The 26677-nt window shown below is 66.7% G+C and carries 22 protein-coding genes; 20 read left to right on the top strand and 2 right to left on the bottom strand.

Features of this window, described 5'->3' with window-relative positions; all coding sequences use genetic code 11:
- Positions 1-428 precede the first annotated feature (428 nt).
- The 18 genes from HWX03_RS16365 (at position 429) to HWX03_RS16450 (ending at position 22513) form a co-directional block, all read left to right on the top strand.
- Positions 429-4454: a DUF3683 domain-containing protein gene (locus tag HWX03_RS16365; protein WP_175871879.1), complete on the top strand. Its 4026-nt coding sequence runs from the start codon at positions 429-431 to the stop codon at positions 4452-4454.
- Between the two features lie 83 nt (positions 4455-4537).
- Positions 4538-4981 carry an HIT family protein gene (locus tag HWX03_RS16370; RefSeq protein ID WP_175871880.1) on the top strand — a complete coding sequence of 148 codons (444 nt, stop codon included), beginning with the start codon at positions 4538-4540 and terminating at the stop codon, positions 4979-4981.
- Entirely contained in the window at positions 4978-5391 is a 414-nt protein-coding gene (locus tag HWX03_RS16375) for a DUF971 domain-containing protein (RefSeq protein ID WP_174388615.1), read from the top strand. The genes HWX03_RS16370 and HWX03_RS16375 overlap by 4 nt, the downstream gene beginning before the upstream one ends.
- A gap of 52 nt (positions 5392-5443) precedes the next feature.
- Positions 5444-6175 carry a bifunctional demethylmenaquinone methyltransferase/2-methoxy-6-polyprenyl-1,4-benzoquinol methylase UbiE gene (gene ubiE, locus HWX03_RS16380; protein ID WP_027785403.1) on the top strand — a complete coding sequence of 244 codons (732 nt, stop codon included), beginning with the start codon at positions 5444-5446 and terminating at the stop codon, positions 6173-6175.
- Positions 6176-6216: 41 nt separating this feature from the next.
- Positions 6217-7248, top strand: coding sequence for a TIM44-like domain-containing protein (locus HWX03_RS16385; RefSeq protein WP_174388614.1), 1032 nt, complete (start codon positions 6217-6219; stop codon positions 7246-7248).
- A 164-nt stretch (positions 7249-7412) separates the two neighbouring features.
- Positions 7413-8039 (top strand): SCP2 sterol-binding domain-containing protein, encoded by a 627-nt coding sequence (locus HWX03_RS16390; RefSeq protein ID WP_174388613.1) that lies wholly within the window; start codon positions 7413-7415, stop codon positions 8037-8039.
- A 12-nt stretch (positions 8040-8051) separates the two neighbouring features.
- On the top strand, positions 8052-9629 hold the full coding sequence (ubiB, locus tag HWX03_RS16395; RefSeq protein ID WP_034179005.1) for a ubiquinone biosynthesis regulatory protein kinase UbiB: 1578 nt from the start codon (positions 8052-8054) through the stop codon (positions 9627-9629).
- 17 nt (positions 9630-9646) lie between these two features.
- Entirely contained in the window at positions 9647-10273 is a 627-nt protein-coding gene (locus HWX03_RS16400) for an SAM-dependent methyltransferase (protein ID WP_174433447.1), read from the top strand.
- Positions 10274-10369: 96 nt separating this feature from the next.
- Positions 10370-10723: an FmdB family zinc ribbon protein gene (locus tag HWX03_RS16405; protein ID WP_175822473.1), complete on the top strand. Its 354-nt coding sequence runs from the start codon at positions 10370-10372 to the stop codon at positions 10721-10723.
- Between the two features lie 61 nt (positions 10724-10784).
- Positions 10785-11435 carry a DUF502 domain-containing protein gene (locus tag HWX03_RS16410; protein WP_006477842.1) on the top strand — a complete coding sequence of 217 codons (651 nt, stop codon included), beginning with the start codon at positions 10785-10787 and terminating at the stop codon, positions 11433-11435.
- Between the two features lie 67 nt (positions 11436-11502).
- A complete protein-coding gene (gene aspS / locus HWX03_RS16415; protein WP_175822472.1) occupies positions 11503-13305 on the top strand; it encodes an aspartate--tRNA ligase in 1803 nt (600 codons plus the stop codon).
- 159 nt (positions 13306-13464) lie between these two features.
- Complete coding sequence (nudB, locus tag HWX03_RS16420) at positions 13465-13959, top strand: dihydroneopterin triphosphate diphosphatase (RefSeq protein ID WP_175871881.1); 495 nt, start codon at positions 13465-13467, stop codon at positions 13957-13959.
- Positions 13956-15230, top strand: coding sequence for a cardiolipin synthase ClsB (clsB, locus tag HWX03_RS16425; RefSeq protein ID WP_175871882.1), 1275 nt, complete (start codon positions 13956-13958; stop codon positions 15228-15230). The genes nudB and clsB overlap by 4 nt, the downstream gene beginning before the upstream one ends.
- 200 nt (positions 15231-15430) lie before the next feature.
- The gene (locus HWX03_RS16430) at positions 15431-16030 is read left to right on the top strand and encodes a TetR/AcrR family transcriptional regulator (RefSeq protein WP_174388606.1); all 600 of its coding nucleotides are present in this window, start codon (positions 15431-15433) and stop codon (positions 16028-16030) included.
- A gap of 56 nt (positions 16031-16086) precedes the next feature.
- Positions 16087-17874 carry an acyl-CoA dehydrogenase C-terminal domain-containing protein gene (locus tag HWX03_RS16435; protein ID WP_175822470.1) on the top strand — a complete coding sequence of 596 codons (1788 nt, stop codon included), beginning with the start codon at positions 16087-16089 and terminating at the stop codon, positions 17872-17874.
- Between the two features lie 113 nt (positions 17875-17987).
- A complete protein-coding gene (locus tag HWX03_RS16440) occupies positions 17988-20423 on the top strand; it encodes a 3-hydroxyacyl-CoA dehydrogenase/enoyl-CoA hydratase family protein (protein WP_175871883.1) in 2436 nt (811 codons plus the stop codon).
- Between the two features lie 31 nt (positions 20424-20454).
- Positions 20455-21654 (top strand): acetyl-CoA C-acyltransferase, encoded by a 1200-nt coding sequence (locus HWX03_RS16445; RefSeq protein ID WP_174388603.1) that lies wholly within the window; start codon positions 20455-20457, stop codon positions 21652-21654.
- A gap of 91 nt (positions 21655-21745) precedes the next feature.
- Entirely contained in the window at positions 21746-22513 is a 768-nt protein-coding gene (locus HWX03_RS16450; protein WP_175871884.1) for an enoyl-CoA hydratase, read from the top strand.
- Positions 22514-22564: 51 nt separating this feature from the next.
- Here the strand turns inward: HWX03_RS16450 and fdhD are convergent, their stop codons facing one another.
- The gene (fdhD, locus tag HWX03_RS16455; RefSeq protein ID WP_175871885.1) at positions 22565-23419 is read right to left on the bottom strand and encodes a formate dehydrogenase accessory sulfurtransferase FdhD; all 855 of its coding nucleotides are present in this window, start codon (positions 23417-23419) and stop codon (positions 22565-22567) included.
- A 114-nt stretch (positions 23420-23533) separates the two neighbouring features.
- Here fdhD and HWX03_RS16460 point away from each other — a divergent pair, with 114 nt between their 5' ends.
- Complete coding sequence (locus tag HWX03_RS16460) at positions 23534-24016, top strand: nitrate reductase associated protein (protein WP_175822466.1); 483 nt, start codon at positions 23534-23536, stop codon at positions 24014-24016.
- A 36-nt stretch (positions 24017-24052) separates the two neighbouring features.
- Here HWX03_RS16460 and HWX03_RS16465 read toward each other — a convergent pair whose 3' ends face one another.
- A complete protein-coding gene (locus tag HWX03_RS16465; protein ID WP_027785387.1) occupies positions 24053-24448 on the bottom strand; it encodes an acyl-CoA thioesterase in 396 nt (131 codons plus the stop codon).
- A gap of 175 nt (positions 24449-24623) precedes the next feature.
- Between HWX03_RS16465 and HWX03_RS16470 the strand changes: the two genes are divergently transcribed.
- Positions 24624-26495: an ABC transporter ATP-binding protein/permease gene (locus HWX03_RS16470; RefSeq protein ID WP_175871886.1), complete on the top strand. Its 1872-nt coding sequence runs from the start codon at positions 24624-24626 to the stop codon at positions 26493-26495.
- The last annotated feature ends 182 nt before the right edge of the window (positions 26496-26677 follow it).

Below are 26677 nucleotides of genomic sequence, written 5' to 3' on the forward strand. Positions count from 1 at the left end.
TTAACCGCACGGTTACCGACCGGACGGACGGCGAATGATCGCGCGAAACCGCGCGGAACCCCGCCCGGCGCGGCTCGCGGCGATAGCCCCACGACCTGTCCGGCGTGTCACGGGCGGCCCGATCATGGGTTAGAATTCCGTTTTGAATCAAGGATTCGGAAGATGCAGAGGCACCCTCGGATCGCACCGTTGAAGCCGACGCCGCGCGCAGCCAGCCCCGCGGCCGAACGGCATGCGCGCCGCGCGCGATCGTGCTGATGATTCCGAGTGCCGCCAGGCCCTGTCGCCGGCCAGGAGGGGCGAGTCGCCCGCTCCGGCCCCATGAAGGACAGCCGCGCGCCTGGTAACAGAACAGATTTCCCCAAGATTGCGCCCACGCGCTTGCCGACGCCCGTGCACGGGATATCGGCCCTCCGAGTCGTCCGAACATGAACGCACCACAAGTTTTCGATCCGAATGGCGCGGCCGCCGCCGTTGCCGCCGACCCCGCGCCCCGGTTGCGCGAGATTCCCTACAACTACACGTCCTTCTCGGATCGCGAGATCGTGATCCGCCTGCTCGGCGAAGAGGCGTGGTCGGTGCTCGACGAACTGCGCGCCGAGCGCCGCACGGGCCGCTCGGCACGGATGCTGTATGAAGTCCTCGGCGACATCTGGGTCGTGCGCCGCAATCCGTACCTGCAGGACGACCTGCTCGACAACCCGAAGCGCCGCGCGCTGCTGATCGAGGCGCTGAACCATCGCCTGACCGAGATCGGCAAGCGCCGCAGCGCGGATCTCACCGCGCACCGCGACGACGCGGGCCGCGAGCGCGCGTCGCGCGTTGAGATGCTCGAGACGGCCGCGCAGCGCGCGGTCAACGAGTTCGCCGACGAATTCGACAAGATGGCCGACCTGCGCCGCCGCGCGACCAAGGCGCTCGGCCGCTGCACGCAGAAGGACAACATCCGCTTCGACGGGCTGTCGCGCGTGTCGCACGTGACCGACGCGACCGACTGGCGCGTCGAATACCCGTTCGTCGTGCTGACCCCCGATACCGAAGCCGAGATTGCGGCGCTGATCAAGGCCTGCTTCGAGCTCGGCCTGACCGTGATCCCGCGCGGCGGCGGTACCGGCTACACGGGCGGCGCGGTGCCGCTCACGCCGTTCTCCGCGGTGATCAACACCGAGAAGCTCGAACAGCTCGGCGCGGTCGAACTCACCGAACTGCCGGGCGTCGCGCACAAGGTGCCGACGATCTTTTCCGGCGCGGGCGTCGTCACGCGCCGCGTGACGGAAGCGGCGGAAGCGGCCGGCTACGTGTTTGCGGTCGATCCGACCTCGCTCGACGCATCGTGCATCGGCGGCAACGTCGCGATGAACGCGGGCGGCAAGAAGGCCGTGTTGTGGGGCACCGCGCTCGACAACCTGGCCTGGTGGCGAATGGTCGACCCGGACGGCAACTGGCTCGAAGTCACGCGCCACGAGCACAACCAGGGCAAGATCCACGACATCGCGGTCGCGCGTTTCGAGCTGAAGTGGTTCGACGGCGCGTATGCGCCGGGCGAGAAGCTGCTGCGTACCGAGATGCTCGAGATCGAAGGCCGCCGGTTCCGCAAGGAAGGCCTCGGCAAGGACGTGACCGACAAGTTCCTCGCCGGCCTGCCGGGCGTGCAGAAGGAAGGTTGCGACGGGCTCATCACGTCCGCGCGCTGGGTGCTGCACAAGATGCCCGCGCACACGCGCACCGTCTGCCTCGAATTCTTCGGCCAGGCGCGCGAGGCGATCCCGAGCATCGTCGAGATCAAGGACTACCTGTTCGAGACGTCGAAGCAGGGCGGTGCGATCCTCGCGGGCCTCGAGCACCTCGACGAGCGCTACCTGCGCGCGGTCGGCTATGCGACCAAGAGCAAGCGTAATTCCTTCCCGAAGATGGTGCTGATCGGCGACATCGTCGGCGACGATGCCGACGCGGTCGCACAGGCGACGTCCGAAGTGATCCGGATGGCGAACGGCAAGAGCGGCGAAGGCTTCGTCGCGGTCAGCGCGGAGGCGCGCAAGCGCTTCTGGCTCGACCGCAGCCGCACGGCCGCGATCGCGAAGCACACGAACGCGTTCAAGATCAACGAGGACGTCGTCATCCCGCTGAACCGGATGGGCGAGTACACCGACGGCATCGAGCGGATCAACATCGAGTTGTCGCTGAAGAACAAGCTGCAGCTGGTCGACGCGCTCGAGGCATTCTTCCGCGGCGGCAACCTGCCGCTCGGCAAGACCGACGACGCGAACGAGATCCCGAGCGCCGAACTGCTCGAGGATCGCGTCCAGCAGGCGCTGGAGCTGCTCAAGCGCGTGCGTGCGCGCTGGGAGTTCGTGCGCGACCGGCTCGACCAGCCGCTGCGCGAGGCGCAGCACTACCTGGTGCAGCTCGGCTACGAGGCGCTCGCCGAGAAGTTCGCGGATCGCGCGGACGAGCAGCCGGGCGCGACCGTGTTCCACATCACGCAGGACCGCACGGTCCGCATCTCGTGGAAGCAGGAGATCCGCGCGGAGCTGCGCGCGATCTTCAACGGCGGCGCGTTCAAGCAGATCCTCGACGAAGCGCAGGCGATCCACAAGCGCGTGCTGCGCGGCCGCGTGTTCGTCGCGCTGCACATGCACGCGGGCGACGGCAACGTCCACACCAACATCCCGGTCAACTCCGACAACTACGAGATGCTGCAGGACGCGCATGCGTCGGTCGCGCGTATCATGACGCTCGCGCGCTCGCTCGACGGCGTGATCTCCGGCGAGCACGGGATCGGCATCACGAAGCTCGAGTTCCTGACCGACGACGAGATCGCCGAATTCCGCGCGTACAAGCAGCGCGTCGACCCGAACGGCCGCTTCAACAAGGGCAAGCTGCTCGACGGCGCCGATCTGCGCAACGCGTACACGCCCAGCTTCGGGCTGATGGGCTACGAGTCGCTGATCATGCAGCAGTCCGACATCGGCGCGATCGCCGATTCGGTGAAGGACTGCCTGCGCTGCGGCAAGTGCAAGCCGGTGTGCGCGACTCACGTGCCGCGCGCGAACCTGCTGTACAGCCCGCGCAACAAGATCCTCGCGACATCGCTGCTGGTCGAGGCGTTCCTGTATGAAGAGCAGACGCGCCGCGGCGTGTCGATCAAGCACTGGGACGAGTTCAACGACGTGGCCGACCACTGCACCGTGTGCCACAAGTGCGCGACGCCGTGCCCGGTGAAGATCGACTTCGGCGACGTTACGATGAACATGCGCAACCTGTTGCGCAAGATGGGCAAGAAGAAATTCAACGCCGGCAATGCGGCGGGCATGTTCTTCCTGAACGCGACCAATCCGCAGACGATCAACCTCGCGCGCGGCGTGATGATGGGCGTCGGCTACAAGGTGCAGCGCTTCGCGAACGACATGCTGAAGAAGGTCGTGACGAAGCAGACGCAGCACCCGCCGGCGACGACCGGCAAGCCGCCCGCGGTCGAGCAGGTGATCCACTTCGTCAACAAGAAGATGCCGGGCAACCTGCCGAAGAAGACGGCGCGCGCGCTGCTCGACATCGAGGACAACAAGATCGTGCCGATCATCCGCGACCCGAAGTCGACGACCGTCGATTCGGAAGCGGTGTTCTACTTCCCGGGCTGCGGCTCCGAGCGCCTGTTCTCGCAGGTCGGGCTCGCGACGCAGGCGATGCTGTGGGAAGCCGGCGTGCAGACGGTGCTGCCGCCGGGCTACCTGTGCTGCGGCTATCCGCAGCGCGGTTCGGGCCAGTACGACAAGGCGGAGAAGATCGTCACGGACAACCGTGTGCTGTTCCACCGGGTCGCGAACACGCTGAACTACCTGGACATCAAGACGGTGGTCGTGTCGTGCGGCACCTGCTACGACCAGCTCGCGGGCTACGAATTCGACAAGATCTTCCCGGGCTGCCGGATCATCGACATCCACGAGTTCCTGCTCGAGAAGGGGATGAAGCTCGACGGCGTGACGGGCACGCGCTACATGTATCACGACCCGTGCCATACGCCGATCAAGACGATGGACCCGGTGAAGCTCGTCAACGAGCTGATGGGCGCGGAGAAGGACGGCTACCAGATCGAGAAGAACGATCGTTGCTGTGGTGAGTCGGGCACGCTGGCGGTCACGCGGCCGGACATCTCCACGCAGGTTCGTTTCCGCAAGGAAGAGGAGATCCGCAAGGGCGCCGCGAAGCTGCGTGCGATCCCCGTCGTGGCCGGCGATGCGGCGGCGCCGGCCGCCGCGGCCGCGAACGGCCCGGACGTGAAGATCCTGACGAGCTGCCCGTCGTGCCTGCAGGGCCTGTCGCGCTACAACGAGGACGCGAACCTCGAAGCCGACTACATCGTGGTCGAAATCGCGCGTCAGGTGCTCGGCGAGAACTGGATGGCCGATTATGTCGCACGGGCGAACCATGGCGGGATCGAGCGCGTGCTGGTCTAATGCGGGCATGACGACCGCCCGACCGGGCCGGGAATGAGCGGGCGCCGGCGCGGCCATGCCGGCCGGTCCACATGGGAGCGACGATGGAATGCGTGTTTTGCCGTGAAGACGGCGGCGAGGTGCTCTGGCAGGACGACGCGCTGCGCGTCGTGCTCGCGACGGGCGAGCACGACTACCCGGGCTTCTGCCGGGTGATCTGGGGCACGCACGTGGCCGAGTTCTCCGATCTCGGCGAGCCCGAGCGGGTACACCTGATGCGCGTGGTCTACGCGGTCGAGCGGGCCGTGCGCCGCGTGATGCAGCCGAACAAGGTGAATCTCGCGAGCCTCGGCAACATGGTGCCGCACGTGCACTGGCACGTGATTCCGCGCTTTTCCAACGATGCCCATTTCCCGCAGCCCGTGTGGGCGCCGCGCCAGCGCAGCGTGTCCGAGGCGCTGCTGCGCTCGCGTGCGGCGCAGGCCTCGCTGCTGCACAATGCGGTGCGCGAGGAAATTCAACGCATGACCGATTCGAGGCAGCCATGAGCGGTTTGACTTCCACGACGCCGATTCCGTCCGGCGTCGTCGTGCACGCGGTATCGCGCGTGCTCGAATTGCAGTACCCGAACGGCGAGAACTTCCGGGTTCCGTTCGAGCTGATGCGCGTCTATTCGCCGTCGGCCGAGGTGCGCGGCCACGGGCCCGGCCAAGAGACGTTGCAGACCGGCAAGCGCGAGGTGACGATCACCGCGCTCGAGGGCGTGGGCAACTACGCGCTGCAGCCGACGTTCTCCGACGGCCATTCGACCGGCATCTATTCGTGGGACCTGCTGTACGAACTGGCGACGCAGCAGGACGCGCTGTGGCGCGACTATTTCGACAAACTGAAGGCGGCGGGCGTCGAGCGCGACGCGCCGATGCAGGCGGCCAGCGCGCCGCACGGCCACTGCCACTGAAATCGACGGCGCCCGCTCGGCGCCGTCTTGCCATTTACTGAGGATCAACGCGATGAGCAAAACCCACTTCGGCTTCGAAAGCGTCGAGGAAAACGAAAAAGCGAAGAAAGTGGCGGGCGTGTTTCATTCGGTCGCGAGCAACTACGATCTGATGAACGACCTGATGTCGGCGGGCATGCACCGCGCGTGGAAGGCGTTCACGATCGCGCAGGCGAACGTGCGCCCCGGCTTCAAGGTGCTCGACATCGCGGCCGGCACCGGCGACCTGACCAGGTCGTTCGCGAAGGCGGCCGGGCCGACGGGCGAGGTCTGGCATACCGACATCAACGAATCGATGCTGCGCGTCGGCCGCGACCGGCTGCTCGACAAGGGTGTCGTGACGCCGTCGCTGTTGTGCGACGCCGAGAAAATTCCGTTTCCGGACAACTACTTCGACGTGGTCACGGTCGCGTTCGGGCTGCGCAACATGACGCACAAGGATGCCGCGCTCGCCGAGATGCGCCGCGTGACGAAGCCCGGCGGCCGCGTGATGGTGCTGGAATTCTCGAAAGTCTGGGATCCGCTGAAAAAAGCGTACGATCTGTATTCTTTCAAAGTATTACCGTGGCTTGGCGACAAGTTCGCGAAAGATGCTGAAAGTTATCGGTATCTTGCTGAATCTATCCGGATGCACCCCGATCAGGACACGCTGAAGACGATGATGGAACAAGCGGGCCTCGATGCCGTCAAATATTACAATTTGTCAGGTGGCGTGGTAGCTTTACACCTAGGGACCAAGTACTAAGGGGTTCTTTCCCTACATTCGTCTTACATTCGGAGAAGCTGATGTCTGAATCGCGTTCGTTGTTCAACCGTAGCAAACCGTCGAAGCCGTGGGCTCGACGGGTCGGCACGCTGCTGATGGTCGGCCTGCTCACGGCCGGCACGTTCGCATCGCTCGACGCCGAAGCCCGGCGCATGGGCGGCGGGCGCAGCATCGGCCGCCAGAATTCCACCGTCACGCAGCGCCAGGCCACGCCGCCTGCGCAGCAGCCGATGCAGCAGGCCGCGCCGTCGCAGGCGCAGCGTGCGAACCCGGCTGCGCCCACGCCGGCCGCGCAGCCCAACCGCTCGCGCTGGCTCGGGCCGATCGCCGGTCTCGCGGCCGGTCTCGGCATCGCGGCGCTGCTGTCGCACTTCGGCCTCGGCGGCGCATTCGCGAGCATGATGGCGAACGTCATCGTGATCGCGTTGCTCGCGATGGTCGGCATCTGGCTGATCCGCAAGTTCATGAATCGCCGTCGCTCGCAAGAGCCGGCGTATTCGGTCGGCGGTGCTGCGTCGTCGTCGGGCGGCTACTCGCAAAGCCCGTCGTTCCAGCAGGGCAACACCGGCAGCAACTACGCGGGTAGCGGCAGCAGCTATGCGAACGAAGCGCAGGGCGTGTTCGGCGGCGGTGCAGCGGCCGCCGGCGCGGCTGCGGCGGCAGCGGCGCCGCTGCAGGTGCCGGCCGGCTTCGACACCGAAGCGTTCCTGCGCAGCGCGAAAGTCTATTTCGTGCGCCTGCAGGCGGCGTGGGACCAGGGCAACCTGGCCGACATCCGCGAGTTCACGACGCCCGAAATGTTCGCCGAGATCAAGATCGACCTCGACTCGCGCGGCAACGACGCGAACCAGACCGATGTCGTGCAGCTCGACGCGGAACTGGTCGCGATCGAGGATCGCGGCATCGAGCAGTCGGCGAGCGTGCGCTTCCACGGGCTGATCCGCGAATCGGCGAATACGTCGGCCGCGCCGTTCGACGAGGTGTGGAACCTGTCGAAGTCGGGCAGTCAGGGCTGGCTGCTCGCGGGTATCCAGCAGATCAACACGCACTGAGCGTGGCCGGCGGCCCGTGCCGCCGGGCACCCGGGCAGCGGCCGCCGCACTGCGACCGCTTGCCGCCCAGGTGTACGGTCAGGCACGGTCTGCCGCCGATCCGACGTTACAATAGAAACCCGCGTGGGCGCCCGGCCCGCGCGGGTTTTTTCTTTCCCAGCCCGATGACCTTTGCCGCCAAGCCTTTTGCTGCTGCCGTCAATCACCTGCTCGCGCGCGAATCGTGGGCGCGCGACCGCCTGATTCCCTATGCGGGCAAGACTGCCCGCATCGACGTGTCCCCCGTCACGCTCACGCTGCTGGTGCAGCCCGACGGCTATCTGTCGGCCGTCGACGCGCACGATGCGCAACAGGTCGACGTGTCGATCGCGCTTGCCGGCGACACGGTCGCCGCGTTCCTGCAGGGCGGCCAGGCGGCCGTGATGAAGCACGTGAAGATCGAAGGCGACGCGGAATTCGCGACGCAGATCGCGAAGCTGGCCGAGCACCTGCGCTGGGAACCGGAAGAAGATCTCGCGAAGCTGGTCGGCGACGCGGCGGCGTACCGGATCGCGACGGTCGTGCGCGACGCTGGCGCGCGCGCGCGCCGCACCGGCCGCAACGTGCTCGATTCCGTCGCCGAATACTGGCTCGACGAGAACCCGCAAGTCGTCCGGCGCGCGTCGCTCGGCGGCTTCGACGCCGAACTGGCGCGCGCACGCGATGCGCTCGCGCGGGTCGAAAAGCGGGTCGAGCGACTCGAACAAAAAATCGGCGCGCGCACGGGTTCCGGCCCGCGCGGCGCGCACTGAGGGCCGCAGGGCATGCGCATTTTCCGTTTCATCAAGATTGTCTACACCGTCATCCGCTTTGGTCTCGACGAAGTGATGCTGTCCCGGATCGACGACCGGCGCGTGAAGCTGCTGTTGCGGATCACGACGATCGGCCGCCGCTACTCCGATCCGCCCGCCGTGCGGCTGCGTCACGCGCTCGAAAGCCTCGGGCCGATCTTCGTGAAGTTCGGCCAGGTGCTGTCGACGCGCCGCGACCTGCTGTCGGTCGATTTCGCGAACGAACTCGCGAAGCTGCAGGATCAGGTGCCGCCGTTCGATTCGGCCGTCGCGATCGCGATCATCGAGAAGTCGCTCGGTGCGCCGGTCGACGAGTTGTTCGACGAATTCGAGCGCGAGCCGATCGCGAGCGCGTCGATCGCGCAGGTGCATTTCGCGAAGCTGAAGCAGGGCGTGCACGCGGGCAAGGCCGTCGCGGTCAAGGTGCTGCGCCCGAACATGCTGTCGGTGATCGATTCGGATCTCGCGCTGATGCGCGACATCGCGATCTGGACCGAGCGGATGTGGGCCGACGGCCGGCGGCTGAAGCCGCGCGAGGTCGTCGCCGAATTCGACAAGTACCTGCACGACGAGCTCGACCTGATGCGCGAGGCCGCGAACGGCAGCCAGCTGCGCCGCAACTTCGCGGGCCTCGACCTGCTGCTCGTGCCCGAGATGTTCTGGGATTTCTCGACGTCGCAGGTGCTCGTGATGGAGCGCATGACCGGCGTGCCGATCAGCCAGGTCGAGACGCTGCGCTCGGCCGGCGTCGACATCAAGAAGCTCGCGCGCGAAGGCGTCGAGATCTTCTTCACGCAGGTGTTCCGCGACGGCTTCTTCCATGCGGACATGCACCCCGGCAACATCCAGGTGAGCCTCGATCCGAACACGTTCGGCCGCTATATCGCGCTCGATTTCGGGATCGTCGGCGCGCTGTCCGATTTCGACAAGAATTACCTCGCGCAGAACTTCCTCGCGTTCTTCAAGCGCGACTACCACCGCGTCGCGACGCTCCACCTCGAATCGGGCTGGGTGCCGCCCGAGACGCGCGTCGAGGAGCTCGAAAGCGCGATCCGCGCGGTGTGCGAGCCGTATTTCGACCGTGCGCTGAAGGACATCTCGCTCGGCCAGGTGCTGATGCGCCTGTTCTCGACGTCGCGCCGCTTCAACGTCGAGATCCAGCCGCAGCTCGTGCTGCTGCAGAAGACGATGCTGAACGTCGAAGGGCTCGGCCGCTCGCTCGACCCCGAACTCGACCTGTGGAAGACCGCGAAGCCGTATCTCGAGCGCTGGATGACCGAGCAGATCGGCCTGCGCGGCTGGTACGAGCGGTTCAAGGTCGAGGCGCCGCAGTGGAGCAAGACGCTGCCGCAACTGCCGCGCCTGATCCACCATGCGATGGCCGCGCGCCACGATGCGCCGCGCGCCGCGAGCGAGGATCTGATGCGTCAGGTCCTCGTCGAGCAGAAACGGACGAACCGGCTGCTGCAGGCGTTGCTGATCTTCGGCCTGGCCGTCGGCGTCGGGGCGCTCGTCGCGCGCGTGCTGCTCGCGCTCGCGTACGGCGCTTGACCGAAAGGAGCAGGGCGATGTCCGATCCGAAGCAACCGGCCGCACCGTCGGCCGCCGATTTCTCGACGCGCGACCCGGGCAGCGCGTCGTTCTGGGACGAGCGCTTCGAGCGCGGCGTGACGCCGTGGGAGTTCGGCGGCGTGCCGGACGGCTTTCGCGTGTTCGCACATCGGCTCGAGCCGTGCGCGGTGCTGATCCCCGGCTGCGGCAGTGCGCAGGAGGCCGGATGGCTCGCGCAGGCCGGGTGGCCGGTGCGTGCGATCGATTTCGCCGCGCAGGCGGTCGCTGCTGCGAAGGCGCAGCTCGGCGCGCATGCGGACGTCGTTGAGCAGGCCGATTTTTTCCAGTACCGGCCTCCGTTCGACGTGCAGTGGGTGTACGAGCGTGCGTTCCTGTGCGCGCTGCCGCCGAGCCTGCGCGCCGGCTATGCGGCGCGGATGGCCGAGCTGCTGCCCGCGGACGGATTGCTGGCCGGCTATTTCTTCCTGGCGACGAAACCGAAGGGGCCGCCGTTCGGGATCGAGCGTGCGGAACTCGACGCGCTGCTCGCGCCGCACTTCGAGCTGCTCGAGGATTTGCCCGTGACCGATTCGCTGGCCGTATTCGACGGGCACGAGCGCTGGCTCACGTGGCGTCGCCGCTGATGCGCGGGCGTCGCGGCCATTGCCGGAGCGCGCCGGGGTTTCAGCTATAATTCAAGGTTTTGCAAGCCGTTTCCAGTTTCTGCGGGAAAAATAATCATGCCGATCTACGCCTATCGATGCGAAGCGTGCGGTTTCGCGAAGGACGTGCTCCAGAAGATGAGCGACGCGCCGCTGTCGCAATGCCCTGAATGCGGGAAGGATGCTTTTCGCAAACAGGTGACCGCCGCCGGTTTCCAGCTGAAGGGCTCGGGGTGGTATGTCACCGATTTCCGCGGCGGCTCGGGCGGCGCCAGCGCACCGGCGGCGGCGTCGGGCGACGCGGCGCCGGCCGCACCGGCGGCGGAAGCCGCCCCCGCCGCGGCCGCGCCGGCTGCGGCGAGCAGTTCGGGCAGCACCACGACGACGAGCGCCGCGCCGGCTCCGGCCGCAACGCCCGCCGCCGGCAGTTGACCGTCGCGGCCCGACCGGGTCGCGACCAACCCGCGCTTCCGGCGCGGTTCATTGACGGCAGATGATGAAAAAGACGACCCTGAAAACGGTGTTCCTGACCGGCTTGCTGGTTCTCGTCCCGCTCGCGATCACGCTGTGGGTGCTCGGCCTCATCATCGGCACGATGGACCAGACACTGCTCCTGCTGCCCGAATCGTGGCAGCCCGAGCGGATGCTCGGCTTCCATCTGCCGGGGATCGGCGCGGTGCTGACGCTCGCGTTCATCTTCGTCGTCGGGCTGGCCACGCAGAACTTCATCGGCCAGAAGCTCGTCACGTGGTGGAACGCAGTCGTGCGTCACATCCCGGTCGTCGGGCCGATCTACACGAGCGTCAAGCAGGTATCGGACACGCTGCTGTCGAGCAGCGGCAACGCGTTCCGCAAGGCGCTGCTGATCGAATACCCGCGCCGCGGCTCGTATACGATCGCGTTTCTGACCGGCACGCCCGGCGGCGACGTGGTCAACCATCTGACGGAAGAGTACGTGAGCGTGTACGTGCCCACGACGCCGAACCCGACGTCGGGCTTCTTCCTGATGCTGCCGAAGAGCGAAGTCATCGAACTCGACATGTCGGTCGATGCCGCGCTCAAGTACATCGTCTCGATGGGCGTCGTGGCGCCTTCGGCGCCGGCTCCGGCGCCCGCCCGCCGTCCCGTCGAGCCGCCGCTGTAAGTAAAGAATCATCGCCCGGGCCGCGCGTTGCGGCGCCCGTTGATCAAACCGAACGAAAGCAAACATCATGTCGATGCGTACTGAATACTGCGGTCTCGTGACCGAACACCTGCTGGGCCAAACCGTGTCGCTGTGCGGCTGGGTGCAGCGCCGCCGCGATCACGGCGGTGTGATCTTCATCGACCTGCGCGATCGTGAAGGCCTCGTGCAGGTGGTGTGCGACCCGGATCGCGCCGAGATGTTCGCGACCGCCGAAGGCGTGCGCAACGAATTCTGCGTGCAGATCAAGGGCCTCGTGCGCAACCGTCCGGAAGGCACGGTCAACGCCGGCCTGAAGAGCGGCAAGATCGAAGTGCTGTGCCACGAGCTGAACGTGCTGAACGCGTCGGTCACGCCGCCGTTCCAGCTCGACGACGACAACCTGTCGGAAACGACGCGTCTCACGCATCGCGTGCTCGACCTGCGCCGTCCGCAGATGCAGCACAACCTGCGCCTGCGCTACCGCGTGGCAATCGAGGCGCGCAAGTACCTCGACGAGCAGGGCTTCATCGACATCGAAACGCCGATGCTGACGAAGAGCACGCCGGAGGGCGCGCGCGACTACCTCGTGCCGTCGCGCACGAACGCGGGCCAGTTCTTCGCGCTGCCGCAGTCGCCGCAGCTGTTCAAGCAGCTGCTGATGGTCGCGAACTTCGACCGTTACTACCAGATCACCAAGTGCTTCCGCGACGAGGATCTCCGCGCCGATCGTCAGCCGGAATTCACGCAGATCGACTGCGAAACGTCGTTCCTCGGCGAGCAGGAAATCCGCGACCTGTTCGAAGACATGATCCGTCATATCTTCAAGACGACGATCGACGTCGAACTCGACGCAACGTTCCCGGTGATGCCGTACTCGGAAGCGATGGCGCGTTTCGGTTCGGACAAGCCGGACCTGCGCGTGCAGCTCGAATTCACCGAGCTGACCGACGCGATGAAGGACGTCGACTTCAAGGTGTTCAGCACGCCGGCCAACGCGAAGGACGGCCGGGTCGCGGCGCTGCGCGTGCCGAAGGGCAGCGAACTGTCGCGCGGCGACATCGACGGCTACACGGAATTCGTGCGCATCTACGGCGCGAAGGGCCTCGCATGGATCAAGGTCAACGAGAAGGCGAAGGGCCGCGACGGCCTGCAAAGCCCGATCGTCAAGAACCTGCACGACGCGTCGATCGCGGCGATCCTCGAGCGCACCGGCGCTGAAGACGGCGACATCATCTTCTTCGCGGCCGATCGCGCGAAGGTCGTCAACGACAGCCTCGGCGCGCTGCGCCTGAAGATCGGCCATTCGGAATTCGGCAAGGCGAACGGCCTCGTCCAGGCTGGCTGGAAGCCGCTGTGGGTCGTCGACTTCCCGATGTTCGAATACGACGACGAAGATGCGCGCTACGTCGCCGCGCACCACCCGTTCACGAGCCCGAAGGACGAGCACCTCGAGTACCTCGAGACCGATCCGGGCCGCTGCCTCGCGAAGGCGTACGACATGGTGCTGAACGGCTGGGAAATCGGCGGCGGCTCGGTGCGTATCCACCGCGAGGAAGTGCAGAGCAAGGTGTTCCGCGCGCTGAAGATCGGTGCGGAAGAAGCGCAACTGAAGTTCGGCTTCCTGCTGGACGCGCTGCAGTACGGCGCGCCGCCGCACGGCGGTATCGCATTCGGTCTCGACCGCATCGTCACGATGATGGCCGGCGCCGATTCGATCCGCGACGTGATCGCATTCCCGAAGACCCAGCGTGCGCAGGATCTGCTCACGCAGGCGCCGAGCCCGGTCGACGAGCGTCAGCTGCGCGAGCTGCACATCCGTCTGCGTCAGCCGGAACAGCCGAAGGCGTAACGCGTTTGCGCACCCGGTCGTGTGTGCGGTCACGCCCACACGACACCCACGAAAAAGGCGCAGTGATGCGCCTTTTTCGTTTTTTGCGGTACAGTCGCAGCACTTGCCGCACGTTCGGGCGCAGGCCCGGCGCACGGCCCTGTGCCGCATGAAACAAAGATGACGAAGCCGCCGAAAATCCCCGAATCCGTTCTCGTCGTGATCTACACGCCCGACCTCGATGTGCTCGTGATCAAGCGTGCCGACCAGCCCGATTTCTGGCAATCGGTCACCGGCTCGAAGGACGCGCTCGACGAGCCGCTCGCGCTCACCGCCGCGCGCGAAGTGGCCGAGGAGACCGGCATCGCGATCGGCACGCCGGACGTGCCGGCCACCGCGCTCGTCGACTGGCATCACCGGATCGAATACACGATCTATCCGCAATACCTGCATCGCTATGCGCCGGGCGTCACGCGCAACGTCGAGCACTGGTTCGGCCTGTGCGTGCCGCATCGCGCCGACGTGACGCTGTCGCCGCGCGAGCATGTCGATCATGCGTGGCTGCCGTTCCGCGAGGCGGCCGCGCGCTGCTTCTCGCCGTCGAACGCCGAGGCGATCCTGCAATTGCCCGCGCGCATGGCCCTCACGCGTGCGCCGCACGGCTCGTCCGCATGAATGCGGAGACCCGCAAGCGCTTCGCGCAATTGCGGCAGATGTTCCTGCAGGAGCGCGGCTCCGCGTCGCGGCTCGCGTTTACGGCCGGCAATACGGTGCGGCTGTGCGAAACCGGCGGCGAATTCTTCCACGCGCTGATCGAACGGATCGACGCCGCCCGCGAGCAGGTGATGCTCGAAACCTACATCTTCTGCGACGACGAGGCCGGTCGCCCGGTGTCGGCCGCGCTGATCCGCGCGGCGCAGCGCGGCGTGCGCGTGCGCGTGATCACCGACGGCATCGGCACCGCGCGCCTGCCGCTGTTCGACACGTGGGCCGAGTCCGGCGTCGAGCACTGCATCTACAACCGCTTCCTGTTCGGCCGCTTCGGCTTCTCGCGCACGCACCGCAAGCTCGCGGTGATCGATCACGCGGTCGCGTTCTGCGGCGGCATCAACATCGTCGACGACTACACGCAGGGCAGCGCGACGCTGCCGTTCCCGCGCTGGGATTTCGCGGTCGAGATGGCCGGGCCCGCGGTGTCCGACGTGCGCGCCGCATTCGAACTGCAGTGGCACCGGATCCAGTTCGGCCACAAGCCGTATGCGCAGTACGCGGCCGGGCTGCACGGCGGCGAAGCGTTCCCGGACATGTTCCGGCGCTGGATGCGCAGCCACCGGTGGATCAAGGCCGGCGCGCTGCGGGTCGTGACGGAGCCGAGCGTCGCGTTCGTCGCGCGCGACAACGTCGTGAACCGCCGTGCGATCGAGAAGGCCTATCTCGCGGCGATCGGCCAGGCACGCCAGCGGATCCTGCTCGCGAATCCGTATTTCATGCCGGGCCGCAAGCTGCGCCGCGCGCTGACGGGCGCGGCACGGCGCGGCGTCGACGTGCGGGTGCTGATCGGCCGCAAGGAATTCACGGCGCTCGATACGGCCGTGCCGTTCCTGTATCACTCGCTGCTGCGCGCGGGCGTGCGCGTCGCCGAATACGACAAGACGATCCTGCACGGCAAGGTCGCCGTGATCGACGACAACTGGGCGACGGTCGGCTCGTCGAATCTGGACGCGCTGAGCCTGATGCTGAACAATGAAGCGAACGTCGTGCTGGTGCGCTACGATGCAGTGACGAACCAGTTGCGTGACGCGATCGCCACCGCGTTCGCCGAAGGCCGGGAGATCGATGCCGCGCACTACGCCGCGCGCCCGCGCATCGAGCGGCTGCTGAACTGGCTTGCGTACAACACGTACCGCCTCGTGATGAAGGCGCTGACGGTCGGCGGTTACGACTGACGCCGACTAAGTATTCGCTTCAAAAAATCTGTCCGCACGTTCGTGCGGAAAAGCCGCTCCGGTCCCGCCGGAATCGCGCAAAATAGCGGCTCGGTTAGACACCGGTTTCTAATAATTTCCTTGTTTCGCGAGCGGCCGCACTCAATAATAGTACGGCCGTTCGATTTTATTCGAACCCCCGAACGGTTACAGAAATAGCTATGCGAAAAGGCGAACAGACGCGTGCCGCGATACTTGAAGCTGCTTTGGACCTTGCCAGCCGTGACGGGCTGGAGGGGCTGACGATCGGCCTGCTGGCCGAGCGCATGCAGATGAGCAAGAGCGGCGTGTTCGCGCACTTCGGATCGCGCGAAGACCTGCAGGTCGAGGTCGTCCGCGAGTATCACCATCGTTTCGAAAACGAGGTGTTCTTTCCGAGCCTGCGCGAGTCGCGCGGTCTGCCGCGTCTTCGGGCGATGCTGGCGCGCTGGATCGAGAAGCGCATCCAGGAGGTGACGACCGGGTGCATCTACATCAGCGGCGCAGTGGAGTACGACGACCGGCCGGACAGCCCCGTGCGCGAGCAGTTGATCGCGAGCGTGACCGCCTGGCGTGCCGCGTTGCTGCGCGCCATTTCGCAGGCGATGGACGAAGGGCATCTGCGCACGGATACGGATCCGGACCTGATGCTCTTCGAGTTGTACAGCTTCACGCTCGGCCTGCATCACGACGCACGCTTCCTGCATTCGCCGGACGCCGTGCGCCTCACGTGGGCCGCGCTGGAAAAGACGATTGTTTCGTATCAGAGCGAGAGCCGTTAGCGGCGCGTGATCCGCCCGCCAGGAGCTCGAGCCGTTGCCCACCTTTGGAGAGAGTCATGGGACAGTACGCCGCGCCGCTGCGCGACATGCAATTCGTGTTGCACGAGCTTCTGAACGTCGAAGCCGAAGTCAAGCAAATGCCCAAGCATGCGGACCTCGACGCCGACACGATCAACCAGGTCCTCGAGGAAGCGGGCAAGTTCTGCTCCGAGGTACTGTTCCCGCTGAACCAGGTCGGTGACCGCGAAGGCTGCACGTATGAAGGCGACGGCGTCGTGAAGACCCCGACCGGCTTCAAGGAAGCGTATCAGCAGTACGTCGAGGCCGGCTGGCCGGCGCTCGGCTGCGATCCGGACTACGGCGGCCAGGGCCTGCCCGCGTTCGTGAACAACGCGCTCTACGAAATGCTGAACTCGGCGAACCAGGCATGGACGATGTATCCGGGCCTGTCGCACGGCGCGTATGAATGCCTGCACGCGCACGGCGCGCCGGAACTGCAGCAGCAATACCTGCCGAAGCTCGTGTCGGGCGAATGGACGGGCACGATGTGCCTGACCGAGCCGCACTGCGGCACCGACCTTGGCATCCTGCGCACCAAGGCCGAACCGAACGGCGACGGCTCGTACTCGATCAGCGGCACGAAGATCTTCATCTCGAGCGGCGAGCACGACATGTCGAAGAACATCGTCCACCTCGTGCTCGCGCGCTTGCCGGACGCGCCGCAAGGCACGAAGGGGATCTCGCTGTTCATCGTGCCGAAGTTCATTCCGGACGCGTCGGGCGAGCCGGGCGAGCGCAACGGCATCAAGTGCGGCTCGATCGAACACAAGATGGGCATCCACGGCAACTCGACGTGCGTGATGAACCTCGACGGCGCGAAGGGCTGGATGGTCGGCGAGCCGAACAAGGGCTTGAACGCGATGTTCGTGATGATGAACGCCGCGCGCCTCGGCGTCGGCATGCAGGGCCTCGGCCTCACGGAAGTCGCGTACCAGAACTCGCTCACGTACGCGAAGGAACGCCTGCAAATGCGCTCGCTGACGGGCCCGAAGGCGCCGGACAAGCCGGCCGACCCGATCATCGTGCACCCGGACGTGCGCCGCATGCTGCTCACGCAGAAGGCCTACGCGGAAGGCGCGCGCGCGTTCACGTACTGGTCCGCGCTGCAGATCGACAAGGAACTGTCGCACGCGGACGAAGCGGTGCGCAAGGAAGCGGCCGACCTCGTCGCGCTGCTCACGCCGATCATCAAGGCGTTCCTGACCGACAACGCGTTCGAGTCGACCAACCATGCGATGCAGATCTACGGCGGTCACGGCTTCATCTCCGAGTGGGGCATGGAGCAGTACGTGCGCGACGCGCGGATCAACATGATCTACGAAGGCACGAACTCGATCCAGTCGCTCGACCTGCTGGGCCGCAAGGTGCTCGGCGACATGGGTGCGAAGCTGAAGAAGTTCGGCAAGCTCGTCACCGAATTCGCGGAAGCCGAAGGCGTGAAGCCGGAAATGGCCGAGTTCATCAACCCGCTCGCCGACATCGGCGACAAGGTGCAGAAGCTGACGATGGAAATCGGCATGAAGGCGATGCAGAACCCGGACGAAGTCGGTGCCGCGGCCGTGCCGTACCTGCGTACCGTCGGCCATCTGGTGTTCTCGTACTTCTGGGCGCGCATGGCGCGCCTCGCGCTCGACAACGAAGCATCGGGCGACCCGTTCTACAAGGCGAAGCTCGCGACGGCCCGCTTCTACTTCGCGCGTCTGCTGCCCGAAACGGCATCGACGATCCGCGCCGCGCGCGCCGGTTCGAAGACGCTGATGGAAGTCGACGAATCGCTGTTCTGACGCGAGTCCGGGCGGTGCGCGCCGCGCGCCGCCCGAACGCAACGGTTCCTGGTACTCACTTCGCCGTGCAGCCCTCACATTCCGCGCTGCACGACACTATCCGGAGACATCCCGTGAGCAATTTCCTGATTCGCAAGGTCGCCGTGCTGGGCGCCGGCGTGATGGGCGCGCAAATCGCAGCGCACCTCGTCAACGCGCGCGTGCCGGTGCTGCTGTTCGACCTGCCGGCCAAGGAAGGCCCGAAAAACGCGATCGCGCTGAAGGCGATCGAGAACCTGAAGAAGCTGTCGCCCGCGCCGTTCGGCGTGAAGGACGATGCGAAGTACCTCGAAGCGGCGAACTACGAAGACGACATCGCGAAGCTCGCCGAATGCGACGTCGTGATCGAGGCGATCGCCGAGCGGATGGACTGGAAGCACGACCTGTACAAGAAGGTCGCGCCGCACATCGCGCCGAACGCGATCTTCGCGACCAACACGTCGGGCCTGTCGATCACGAAGCTGTCCGAAGGGTTCTCGGACGAGCTGAAGTCGCGCTTCTGCGGCGTGCACTTCTTCAATCCGCCGCGCTACATGCACCTCGTCGAGCTGATCCCGACCGCGCATACGCGCCCGGACATCCTCGACCAGCTCGAAACCTTCCTGACGAGCGTCGTCGGCAAGGGCGTCGTGCGCGCGAAGGACACGCCGAACTTCATCGCGAACCGCGTCGGCATCTTCTCGATCCTCGCGGTGATCACCGAGGCCGCGAAGTTCGGCCTGCGCTTCGACGAAGTCGACGATCTGACGGGCAGCCGCCTCGGCCGCGCGAAGTCGGCGACGTTCCGCACCGCGGACGTGGTCGGCCTCGACACGATGGCGCACGTGATCAAGACGATGCAGGACAACCTCGCCGACGATCCGTTCTTCCCGGTTTACCAGACGCCGGCCGTGCTCGCCGAGCTGGTGAAGCAGGGCGCGCTCGGCCAGAAGACGGGCGGCGGTTTCTACAAGAAGGAAGGCAAGGCGATCAAGGTGCTCGACGCGAAGACGGGTACCTACGTCGATTCGGGCGCGAAGGCGGACGAAACCGTTGGCCGCATCCTGAAGCGTCCGCCGGGGGAACGCCTGAAGCTGCTGCGCGAGACGGATCATCCGCATGCGCAGTTCCTGTGGTCGATCTTCCGCGACGTGTTCCATTACATCGGCGTGCATCTCGAATCGATCGCCGACAACGCGCGCGACGTCGACCTCGCGATCCGCTGGGGCTTCGGCTGGAACGAAGGCCCGTTCGAAGGCTGGCAGGCCGCCGGCTGGAAGCAGGTCGCCGAGTGGGTGCAGGAAGACATCGCGGCCGGCAAGGCGCTCGCGAACGTGCCGCTGCCGTTGTGGGTGCTCGAAGGCCCGGTCGCCGAGCAGGGCGGCGTGCACACGGCCGAAGGCTCGTGGGCGCCGGCATCGAAGCGCTTCGTGCCGCGTTCGGACCTGGCCGTGTACGGCAAGCAGGTGTTCCGCGCGCCGCTGCTCGGCGAAGCGGGAGCCGATCCGAAGGCGTACGGCAAGACGCTGTTCGAAACCGATGCGGTGCGTGCATGGGTCGACGACCGTGCCGGCGAGGACGACGTCGTGATCGTGTCGTTCAAGTCGAAGATGAACACGATCGGACCGAGCGTGATCGACGGCCTCGTGCAGGCGATCGAACTCGCGGAGAAGGACTACAAGGGCGTGGTGATCTGGCAGCCGACGTCGCTGAAGCTCGGCACGCCGGGCGGCCCGTTCTCGGCCGGCGCGAACCTCGAAGAGGCGATGCCCGCGTTCATGATGGGCGGCGCGAAGGGCATCGAGCCGTTCGTGAAGAAGTTCCAGGAAGGCATGCTGCGCGTGAAGTATGCGAACGTGCCGGTTGTCGCGGCCGTGTCGGGCATCGCGCTCGGCGGCGGGTGCGAGCTGATGCTGCACAGCGCGAAGCGCGTCGTGCACGTCGAGAGCTACATCGGTCTCGTCGAAGTGGGCGTCGGCCTCGTGCCGGCGGGCGGCGGCCTGAAGGAAGCGGCGCTGCGCGCAGCAGACGCCGCGACGGCCGCGAACGCGACCACCGACATCCTGAAGTTCGTCACGAAGTCGTTCGAGAACGCGGCGATGGCGAAGGTGTCGGCGTCCGCGCACGACGCACGTGCGATGGGCTACGTGAAGCCGTCCGACACGATCGTCTTCAACGTGTTCGAACTGCTCGACACCGCGAAGAAGGAAGCGCGTGCGCTGGCCGCCACCGGCTACCGCGCACCGCTGCGCGCGAAGGACGTGCCGGTGGCAGGCCGCTCGGCGATCGCGACGATCAAGGCATCGCTCGTCAACATGCGTGACGGCCGCTTCATCAGCGACCACGACTACCTGATCGCGAGCCGCATCGCCGAAGCCGTGTGCGGCGGCGACGTCGAGGCCGGCAGCCTCGTCGACGAGCAGTGGCTGCTCGCGCTGGAGCGCCGCGCGTTCGTCGAGCTGCTCGGCACGCAGAAGACGCAGGAACGGATCATGGGCATGTTGCAGACCGGCAAGCCGGTGCGTAACTGAGCGAGCGGACAGAGCGGACAAGGAGTCTGAAATGAGCAAACAATTGCAAGACGCATACATCGTCGCCGCCAGCCGCACGCCGATCGGCAAGGCCCCGCGCGGTGTCTTCAAGAACACGCGGCCGGACGAACTGCTGGTCCACGCGATCAGGTCGGCGGTCGCGCAGGTGCCCGGCTTCGACACGAAGCTGATCGAGGACGCGATCATCGGCTGCGCGATTCCGGAAGCCGAGCAGGGCCTGAACGTCGCCCGGATGGGCGCGCTGCTCGCCGGCCTGCCGCAGACGGTCGGCGGCGTGACGGTCAACCGCTTCTGCGCGTCGGGCATCACCGCGCTGGCGATGGCGGCCGACCGCATCCGCGTCGGCGAATCGGACGCGATCTTCGCGGGCGGCTGCGAGTCGATGAGCATGGTGCCGATGATGGGCAACAAGCCGTCGATGTCGCCGCACATCTTCGATCGCAACGAAGATTTCGGCATCGCGTACGGGATGGGCCTGACGGCCGAGCGCGTCGCCGAGCAGTGGAAGGTGAGCCGCGACGACCAGGACGCGTTCTCGGTCGAGTCGCACCGCAAGGCGCTCGCCGCGCAGCAGGCCGGCGAGTTCAACGACGAGATCGCCGCGTACACGATCACCGAGCGCTTCCCGAACCTCGCGACCGGCGAAGTCGATGTGAAGACGCGCGAGATCAAGCTCGACGAAGGTCCGCGCGCGGATACGTCGATCGAAGGCCTCGCGAAGCTGCGCACGGTGTTCGCGAACAAGGGCTCGGTCACGGCCGGCAACAGCTCGCAGACGTCGGACGGCGCGGGCGCGCTGCTCGTCGTGTCGGAGAAGGTGCTGAAGGAGTTCAACCTGACGCCGCTCGCGCGCTTCGTGAGCTTCGCGGTGCGCGGCGTGCCGCCGGAAATCATGGGCATCGGCCCGAAGGAAGCGATTCCGGCCGCGCTGAAGGCCGCCGGCCTGAAGCAGGACGATCTCGACTGGATCGAGCTGAACGAGGCGTTCGCCGCCCAATCGCTGGCGGTGATCCGCGATCTCGGCCTCGATCCGTCGAAGGTCAACCCGATGGGCGGCGCGATCGCACTCGGTCACCCGCTCGGCGCGACCGGCGCGATCCGCGCGGCGACCGTCGTGCACGGCCTGCGCCGCCGCAACCTGAAGTACGGGATGGTCACGATGTGTGTCGGCACCGGCATGGGCGCCGCGGGCATCATCGAACGCCTGTAAGCGGGACGCGACGAAAAGCGACGACGGTGCGCGGGCCACGAGCTCGCGCACCGTTTTTTGTTCCGATAGAGGAAAGTCAAAGGAGACGGTTGTGGCCGACATTCAAGTGGAACGCGCCGACGGCGTGATGACGATCACGATCGCGCGCCCGGCGAAGAAGAATGCGCTGACGGCGGCGATGTACCAGACGATGGCCGATGCGCTCGCCGACGCGCAGGAAGACAAGGCGACGCGCGTGATCCTGCTGCGCGGCAGCGATGGCAATTTCAGCGCGGGGAACGATCTCGAGGATTTCCTGAAGTCGCCGCCGAAGGACGACACCGCCTCGGTGTTCCAGTTTCTGGCGCGGATCAGCAGCGCGAGCAAGCCGGTCGTGGCGGCGGTGCCGGGCGTCGCGGTCGGCGTCGGCGTGACGATGCTGCTGCACTGCGATCTGGTCTACGCGGCCGATACCGCGACGTTCTTGCTGCCGTTCGTGCAGCTCGGGCTGTGCCCGGAAGCCGCGTCGAGCGCACTGCTGCCGCGCCTGGCCGGCCATCAGGTCGCCGCCGAGAAGCTGCTGCTGGGCGAGGCGTTCGACGCGCTGGAAGCGCACCGGATCGGCATCGTCAATCGCGTGCTGCCGGCGGCCGAGCTCGACGCGTTCGCGGCGAAGCAGGCGGCGAAGCTGGCGGCGTTGCCGGCGGCATCGCTGCGTGTGACGAAGGCGCTGTTGAAGGATACGGGCGGCGTGGCTACCGCCGCGCGGATGGCCGAGGAGGCGGCCCACTTCTCCGCGATGCTGCGCGCGCCGGAAGCGCGCGAGGCGATGACGGCGTTCTTCGAGAAGCGCAAGCCGGATTTCCGTCAGTTCGACTGACGGAGCAGGCCGCGCCGACGGTGGATCGCCGGTGCGCGGCCGGACGTGCGATCAGGCCGTGCCGTAGTCGACGTAACCCGTTTCGCGGCAGAAGCTGACGAGCCGCAAGCCGGCCGCCTTCGCGATCTGGATCGCGAGCGACGACGGCGCGGAGATGGTCGCAACCAGCGGGATGCCGACCCGCGCGGCCTTGCGCACGAGCTCGTAGCTCGCGCGGCTCGACAGGAACACGAAGCCGTCGGTGGTATCGGCGCGCGACAGCACGAGCGAGCCGATCAGCTTGTCGAGCGCATTGTGGCGGCCGACGTCCTCGAATGCCGTGCGGATCGCGCCTGTTGCGTCGCACCACGCGGCCGCATGCAGGCCGCCGGTCAGTTTCGTGAGCGCCTGATGCGCCGGCAGCGCATGCGCGGCGCGCGCCAGCGCGTCGGGGGCGAGGCGCGCGAGAAAGCCGGTATCGGGCACGCGTTCGGGCGCAAGGTCGAGCAGGTCGATGCTTTCGATGCCGCAGACGCCGCAGCCCGTGCGCCCCGCGAGCGCGCGGCGTCGGTCCTTCAGCGCGGCGAACGCCTGCTGGACGACTTCCAGGTGGACTTCCGCATGCGGCAGCGGCGCGTCGGCGTGCAGGATCACCTCGATGTCCTTGATGTCGCTGCCGCGCGCGACGATCCCTTCCGAGATCGCGAAGCCGACCGCGAACGCTTCGAGGTCGCATGGCGTACACATCATCACCGCGTGCGAGATGCCGTTGAAGACGAGTGCGACCGGCCATTCCTGGCCGACGAAGTCGTGCGCGGTTTCGACCGCGCCGCCGCGCGTGCGGCGCACGGGCAGCTCGATCGCGCCGCGCGGTTCATCGCGAAGCTCGTCGCGCAGTTCGTCTGATTGGGTCGGATTCACGAGCACTCCCGTTGATTCGAGGCACGGCCGGCGACGATCGTGCCGCCGCCCGCGCGCAGAGGTTCTAAAATACCCCAGGCAAGCCGGCCGCGCCGGCATCCGCCACGTCAGGTAACGACCATGGGACTCAGCGACGCTCCGTTGCTCTTCAACTTCGAACACGATTCGTCGGAAAACTTCACGTACATCCCGATGATCGTGCGTTTCAATCTCGACCGCTTCGGGCTGCGGATTTCGCTCGAACAGTGGCAACTGCTGCCGCTCGAGGACCGCAAGCTGCTCGCGCGCTTTCCGGCCGACGACGACACCGCGATCGAGCCCAATTTCGATCATGCGCTGTTCGAAATGCTGCGCACGCACGCTGATCTGGAGCCATCATGGTTCCAGCCGGACGAGCAGCCGGCCTGGCGCGCCGTCGATATGGTGCCGGAGTCGCTCGTGCAGCAAAGCGCGCTAGCCGGGCTGCCGGCGCCCGCGCTCGCGCAGTGGCAGCGGCTCGCGCCGTTCCAGCGCTACGTGCTGGTGAAGCTGTCGCGCAAGCCGACGCTGAATCACGATTTCCTGCCCGCGATGCGGGAATTCGGGCTGACGGCCACGCACTGACGCCCGCATGCCGCGCTGCGGCGCGGCGCCTGCCCGTCAGAGCGGCGGCAGTTGCCGCGGCTTGCGGTCCGAGCCGGTCGCGACGTAGGTGAGCGTGGCTTCGGTGACTTTCACGACTTCGCCCATCAGGCGCATGCGCTGCGCGTACACCTCGACGTCGACCGTGATCGACGTGTTGCCGGTGCGCATGATGGTGGCGTAGAAGCTCAGCAGATCGCCGACGAATACCGGCTGCTTGAACACGAACGAATTGACCGCGACCGTCGCGACGCGGCCGTTCGCACGCTGGCTCGCGGGAATCGAGCCGGCGATGTCGACCTGCGACATGATCCAGCCGCCGAACACGTCGCCGTGGACGTTCGCGTCGTGCGGTTGCGGGACGACGCGCAGCGCGGGCTGCTTCTGCGGGAGATCGAGGGTCGAATCGGTCATGGCGGGGGCTTTCATCCTGTAATAAATGGGCCGCCGCGCGCAGCCTGGCCGGCGAGGGCGCCGGCAGCGGCGCGAAGCGGCTTCTGCGACAATACAACGTTCGCAAATTGTACGAGAAAGCGCGCGAGCCGGCCGCCGATACGCGCGTCCGGTGTCGCCGCATAACCCTTCCCCCATGCGCCGATTTCCCGCTTCCGGCGAGCCCGCGCCGGCTTCGACCGGGCCTCGCAACGACTGGCAGACCATCCGGTCGCTGCTGCCGTACCTGACCACCTACAAATGGCGCGTCGCGCTCGCGCTCGCCTGCCTGATCGGCGCGAAGGTCGCCAACCTCGGCGTGCCGGTCGTGATGAAGCGCATCGTCGACCATCTGTCCTACGTGCAGCAGCTCACCGCGCTCGGCCGTGCCGAGCAGTCGGCCGGCATCGTGCTCGCGGGCGGCGTCGGCCTGCTGGTGGTCGCGTATGCGTTCGTGCGGCTGTCGACGTCGCTCTTTACCGAGCTGCGCGAAATCCTGTTCTCGAAGGTCACCGAGAGCGCGGTGCGGCAGCTCGCGCTGCAGGTGTTCCGGCATCTGCACGGACTGTCGCTGCGGTTCCATCTCGAGCGGCAGACGGGCGGCATGTCGCGCGACATCGAGCGCGGCACGCGCGGCATCCAGCAACTGATTTCGTACTCGCTGTACAGCATCCTGCCGACGCTCGTCGAGGTCGGGCTCGTGCTCGGCTTCTTCGTGGTCAAGTACGAGGCCTACTACGCGTACGTGACGTTCGCGGCGCTGGTCACGTACATCGTGTTCACCGTGAAGGTCACCAACTGGCGCACGCACTTCCGTCGCACGATGAACGAACTCGATTCGCGCGCGAACTCGCGGGCGATCGACTCGCTGATCAACTACGAGACGGTGAAGTACTTCGGCAACGAGGAGTGGGAGGCGCAGCGCTACGACGAGAACCTGAAGCGCTACCGGAAGGCCGCGATCCGCTCGCAGAATTCGCTGTCGGTGCTGAACTTCGGCCAGCAGGCGATCATCGGCACCGGGCTCGTGTTCATCCTGTGGCGCGCGACGCAGGGCGTGCTCGCGGGCAAGCTGACGCTCGGCGATCTCGTGCTGATCAACACGTTCATGCTGCAGCTGTACATTCCACTGAACTTCCTCGGCGTCGTCTATCGCGAGCTGAAGCAGAGCCTGACCGACATGGACCGGATGTTCGGGCTGCTGTCGGCGCCGAAGGAAGTGGCCGACCGGCCCGATGCGCCGCCGCTCGTGGTGGCCGGCGCGCAGGTGCGCTTCGAGCACGTGAACTTCGCGTACGAGCCGTCGCGGCAGATCCTGCACGACGTGACGTTTACGATCGATGCCGGCACGACGACCGCGGTGGTCGGCCACAGCGGTTCGGGGAAATCGACGCTGTCGCGGCTGCTGTTCCGCTTCTACGATCTCGACCGGCAGGCGGGCGGCGCGATCCGGATCGACGGCCAGGACATCCGCGACGTCACGCAGGAATCGCTGCGCGCGTCGATCGGGATCGTGCCGCAGGACACCGTGCTGTTCAACGACTCGATCTACTACAACATCGCGTACGGCCGGCCGACGGCGAGCCGCGACGAGGTGGTCGCGGCTGCGCGCGCCGCGCACATCCACGACTTCATCGAAAGCTTGCCGAAGGGCTATGACACGCCGGTCGGCGAGCGCGGGCTGAAGCTGTCGGGCGGCGAGAAGCAGCGCGTCGCGATCGCGCGCACGCTGCTGAAGGATCCGCCGGTGCTGCTGTTCGACGAAGCGACGTCGGCGCTCGATTCGCGCTCGGAACGCGCGATCCAGCACGAACTCGACCAGATCGCGCGGCATCGCACGACGCTCGTGATCGCACACCGGTTGTCGACGGTCGTGCACGCGCAGCAGATCCTCGTGATGGACCACGGGCGGATCGTCGAGCGCGGCACGCACGACGAACTCGTGCGCGCCGACGGGCTGTATGCGCAGATGTGGGCGTTGCAGCAGCAGCGCGCGGCGGCCGGCGGGGAAGAGGCCGAGGCCGCGTGAGCGCGGGTGTCGCGCAACGCGGCGCGCGGCGGGGGCGGGCGGTGTGCCGGCTGTCCGGCAGCGTGCAGCGTGGCGCCGTCACGGCCGGGTGAGCCGGCGGGGCGTTCCCGGCATTCGATTCCGGATCGGTTCGCGGTCGGTTGACCGGGCGCCGTCATCGGCCTGTCAGCCCATCGGCCGCC

Origin of the sequence: Burkholderia sp. BCC0397, from assembly GCF_902832865.1 — a bacterium.
Lineage (GTDB): Bacteria > Pseudomonadota > Gammaproteobacteria > Burkholderiales > Burkholderiaceae > Burkholderia.

Bases quoted from the DNA above. Each gene is read 5' to 3' on its own strand.
- HWX03_RS16405 (WP_175822473.1), top strand. From the start codon at position 10,370: ATGCCGATCTACGCCTATCGATGCGAAGCGTGCGGTTTCGCGAAGGAC.
- clsB (WP_175871882.1), top strand. From the start codon at position 13,956: ATGAATGCGGAGACCCGCAAGCGCTTCGCGCAATTGCGGCAGATGTTC.
- HWX03_RS16370 (WP_175871880.1), top strand. From the start codon at position 4,538: ATGGAATGCGTGTTTTGCCGTGAAGACGGCGGCGAGGTGCTCTGGCAG.
- ubiE (WP_027785403.1), top strand. From the start codon at position 5,444: ATGAGCAAAACCCACTTCGGCTTCGAAAGCGTCGAGGAAAACGAAAAA.
- HWX03_RS16375 (WP_174388615.1), top strand. From the start codon at position 4,978: ATGAGCGGTTTGACTTCCACGACGCCGATTCCGTCCGGCGTCGTCGTG.
- ubiB (WP_034179005.1), top strand. From the start codon at position 8,052: ATGCGCATTTTCCGTTTCATCAAGATTGTCTACACCGTCATCCGCTTT.
- HWX03_RS16390 (WP_174388613.1), top strand. From the start codon at position 7,413: ATGACCTTTGCCGCCAAGCCTTTTGCTGCTGCCGTCAATCACCTGCTC.
- HWX03_RS16430 (WP_174388606.1), top strand. From the start codon at position 15,431: ATGCGAAAAGGCGAACAGACGCGTGCCGCGATACTTGAAGCTGCTTTG.
- HWX03_RS16435 (WP_175822470.1), top strand. From the start codon at position 16,087: ATGGGACAGTACGCCGCGCCGCTGCGCGACATGCAATTCGTGTTGCAC.
- HWX03_RS16445 (WP_174388603.1), top strand. From the start codon at position 20,455: ATGAGCAAACAATTGCAAGACGCATACATCGTCGCCGCCAGCCGCACG.
- HWX03_RS16385 (WP_174388614.1), top strand. From the start codon at position 6,217: ATGTCTGAATCGCGTTCGTTGTTCAACCGTAGCAAACCGTCGAAGCCG.
- nudB (WP_175871881.1), top strand. From the start codon at position 13,465: ATGACGAAGCCGCCGAAAATCCCCGAATCCGTTCTCGTCGTGATCTAC.
- HWX03_RS16470 (WP_175871886.1), top strand. From the start codon at position 24,624: ATGCGCCGATTTCCCGCTTCCGGCGAGCCCGCGCCGGCTTCGACCGGG.
- HWX03_RS16465 (WP_027785387.1), bottom strand. From the start codon at position 24,448: ATGACCGATTCGACCCTCGATCTCCCGCAGAAGCAGCCCGCGCTGCGC.
- aspS (WP_175822472.1), top strand. From the start codon at position 11,503: ATGTCGATGCGTACTGAATACTGCGGTCTCGTGACCGAACACCTGCTG.
- HWX03_RS16400 (WP_174433447.1), top strand. From the start codon at position 9,647: ATGTCCGATCCGAAGCAACCGGCCGCACCGTCGGCCGCCGATTTCTCG.
- HWX03_RS16460 (WP_175822466.1), top strand. From the start codon at position 23,534: ATGGGACTCAGCGACGCTCCGTTGCTCTTCAACTTCGAACACGATTCG.
- HWX03_RS16410 (WP_006477842.1), top strand. From the start codon at position 10,785: ATGATGAAAAAGACGACCCTGAAAACGGTGTTCCTGACCGGCTTGCTG.
- HWX03_RS16365 (WP_175871879.1), top strand. From the start codon at position 429: ATGAACGCACCACAAGTTTTCGATCCGAATGGCGCGGCCGCCGCCGTT.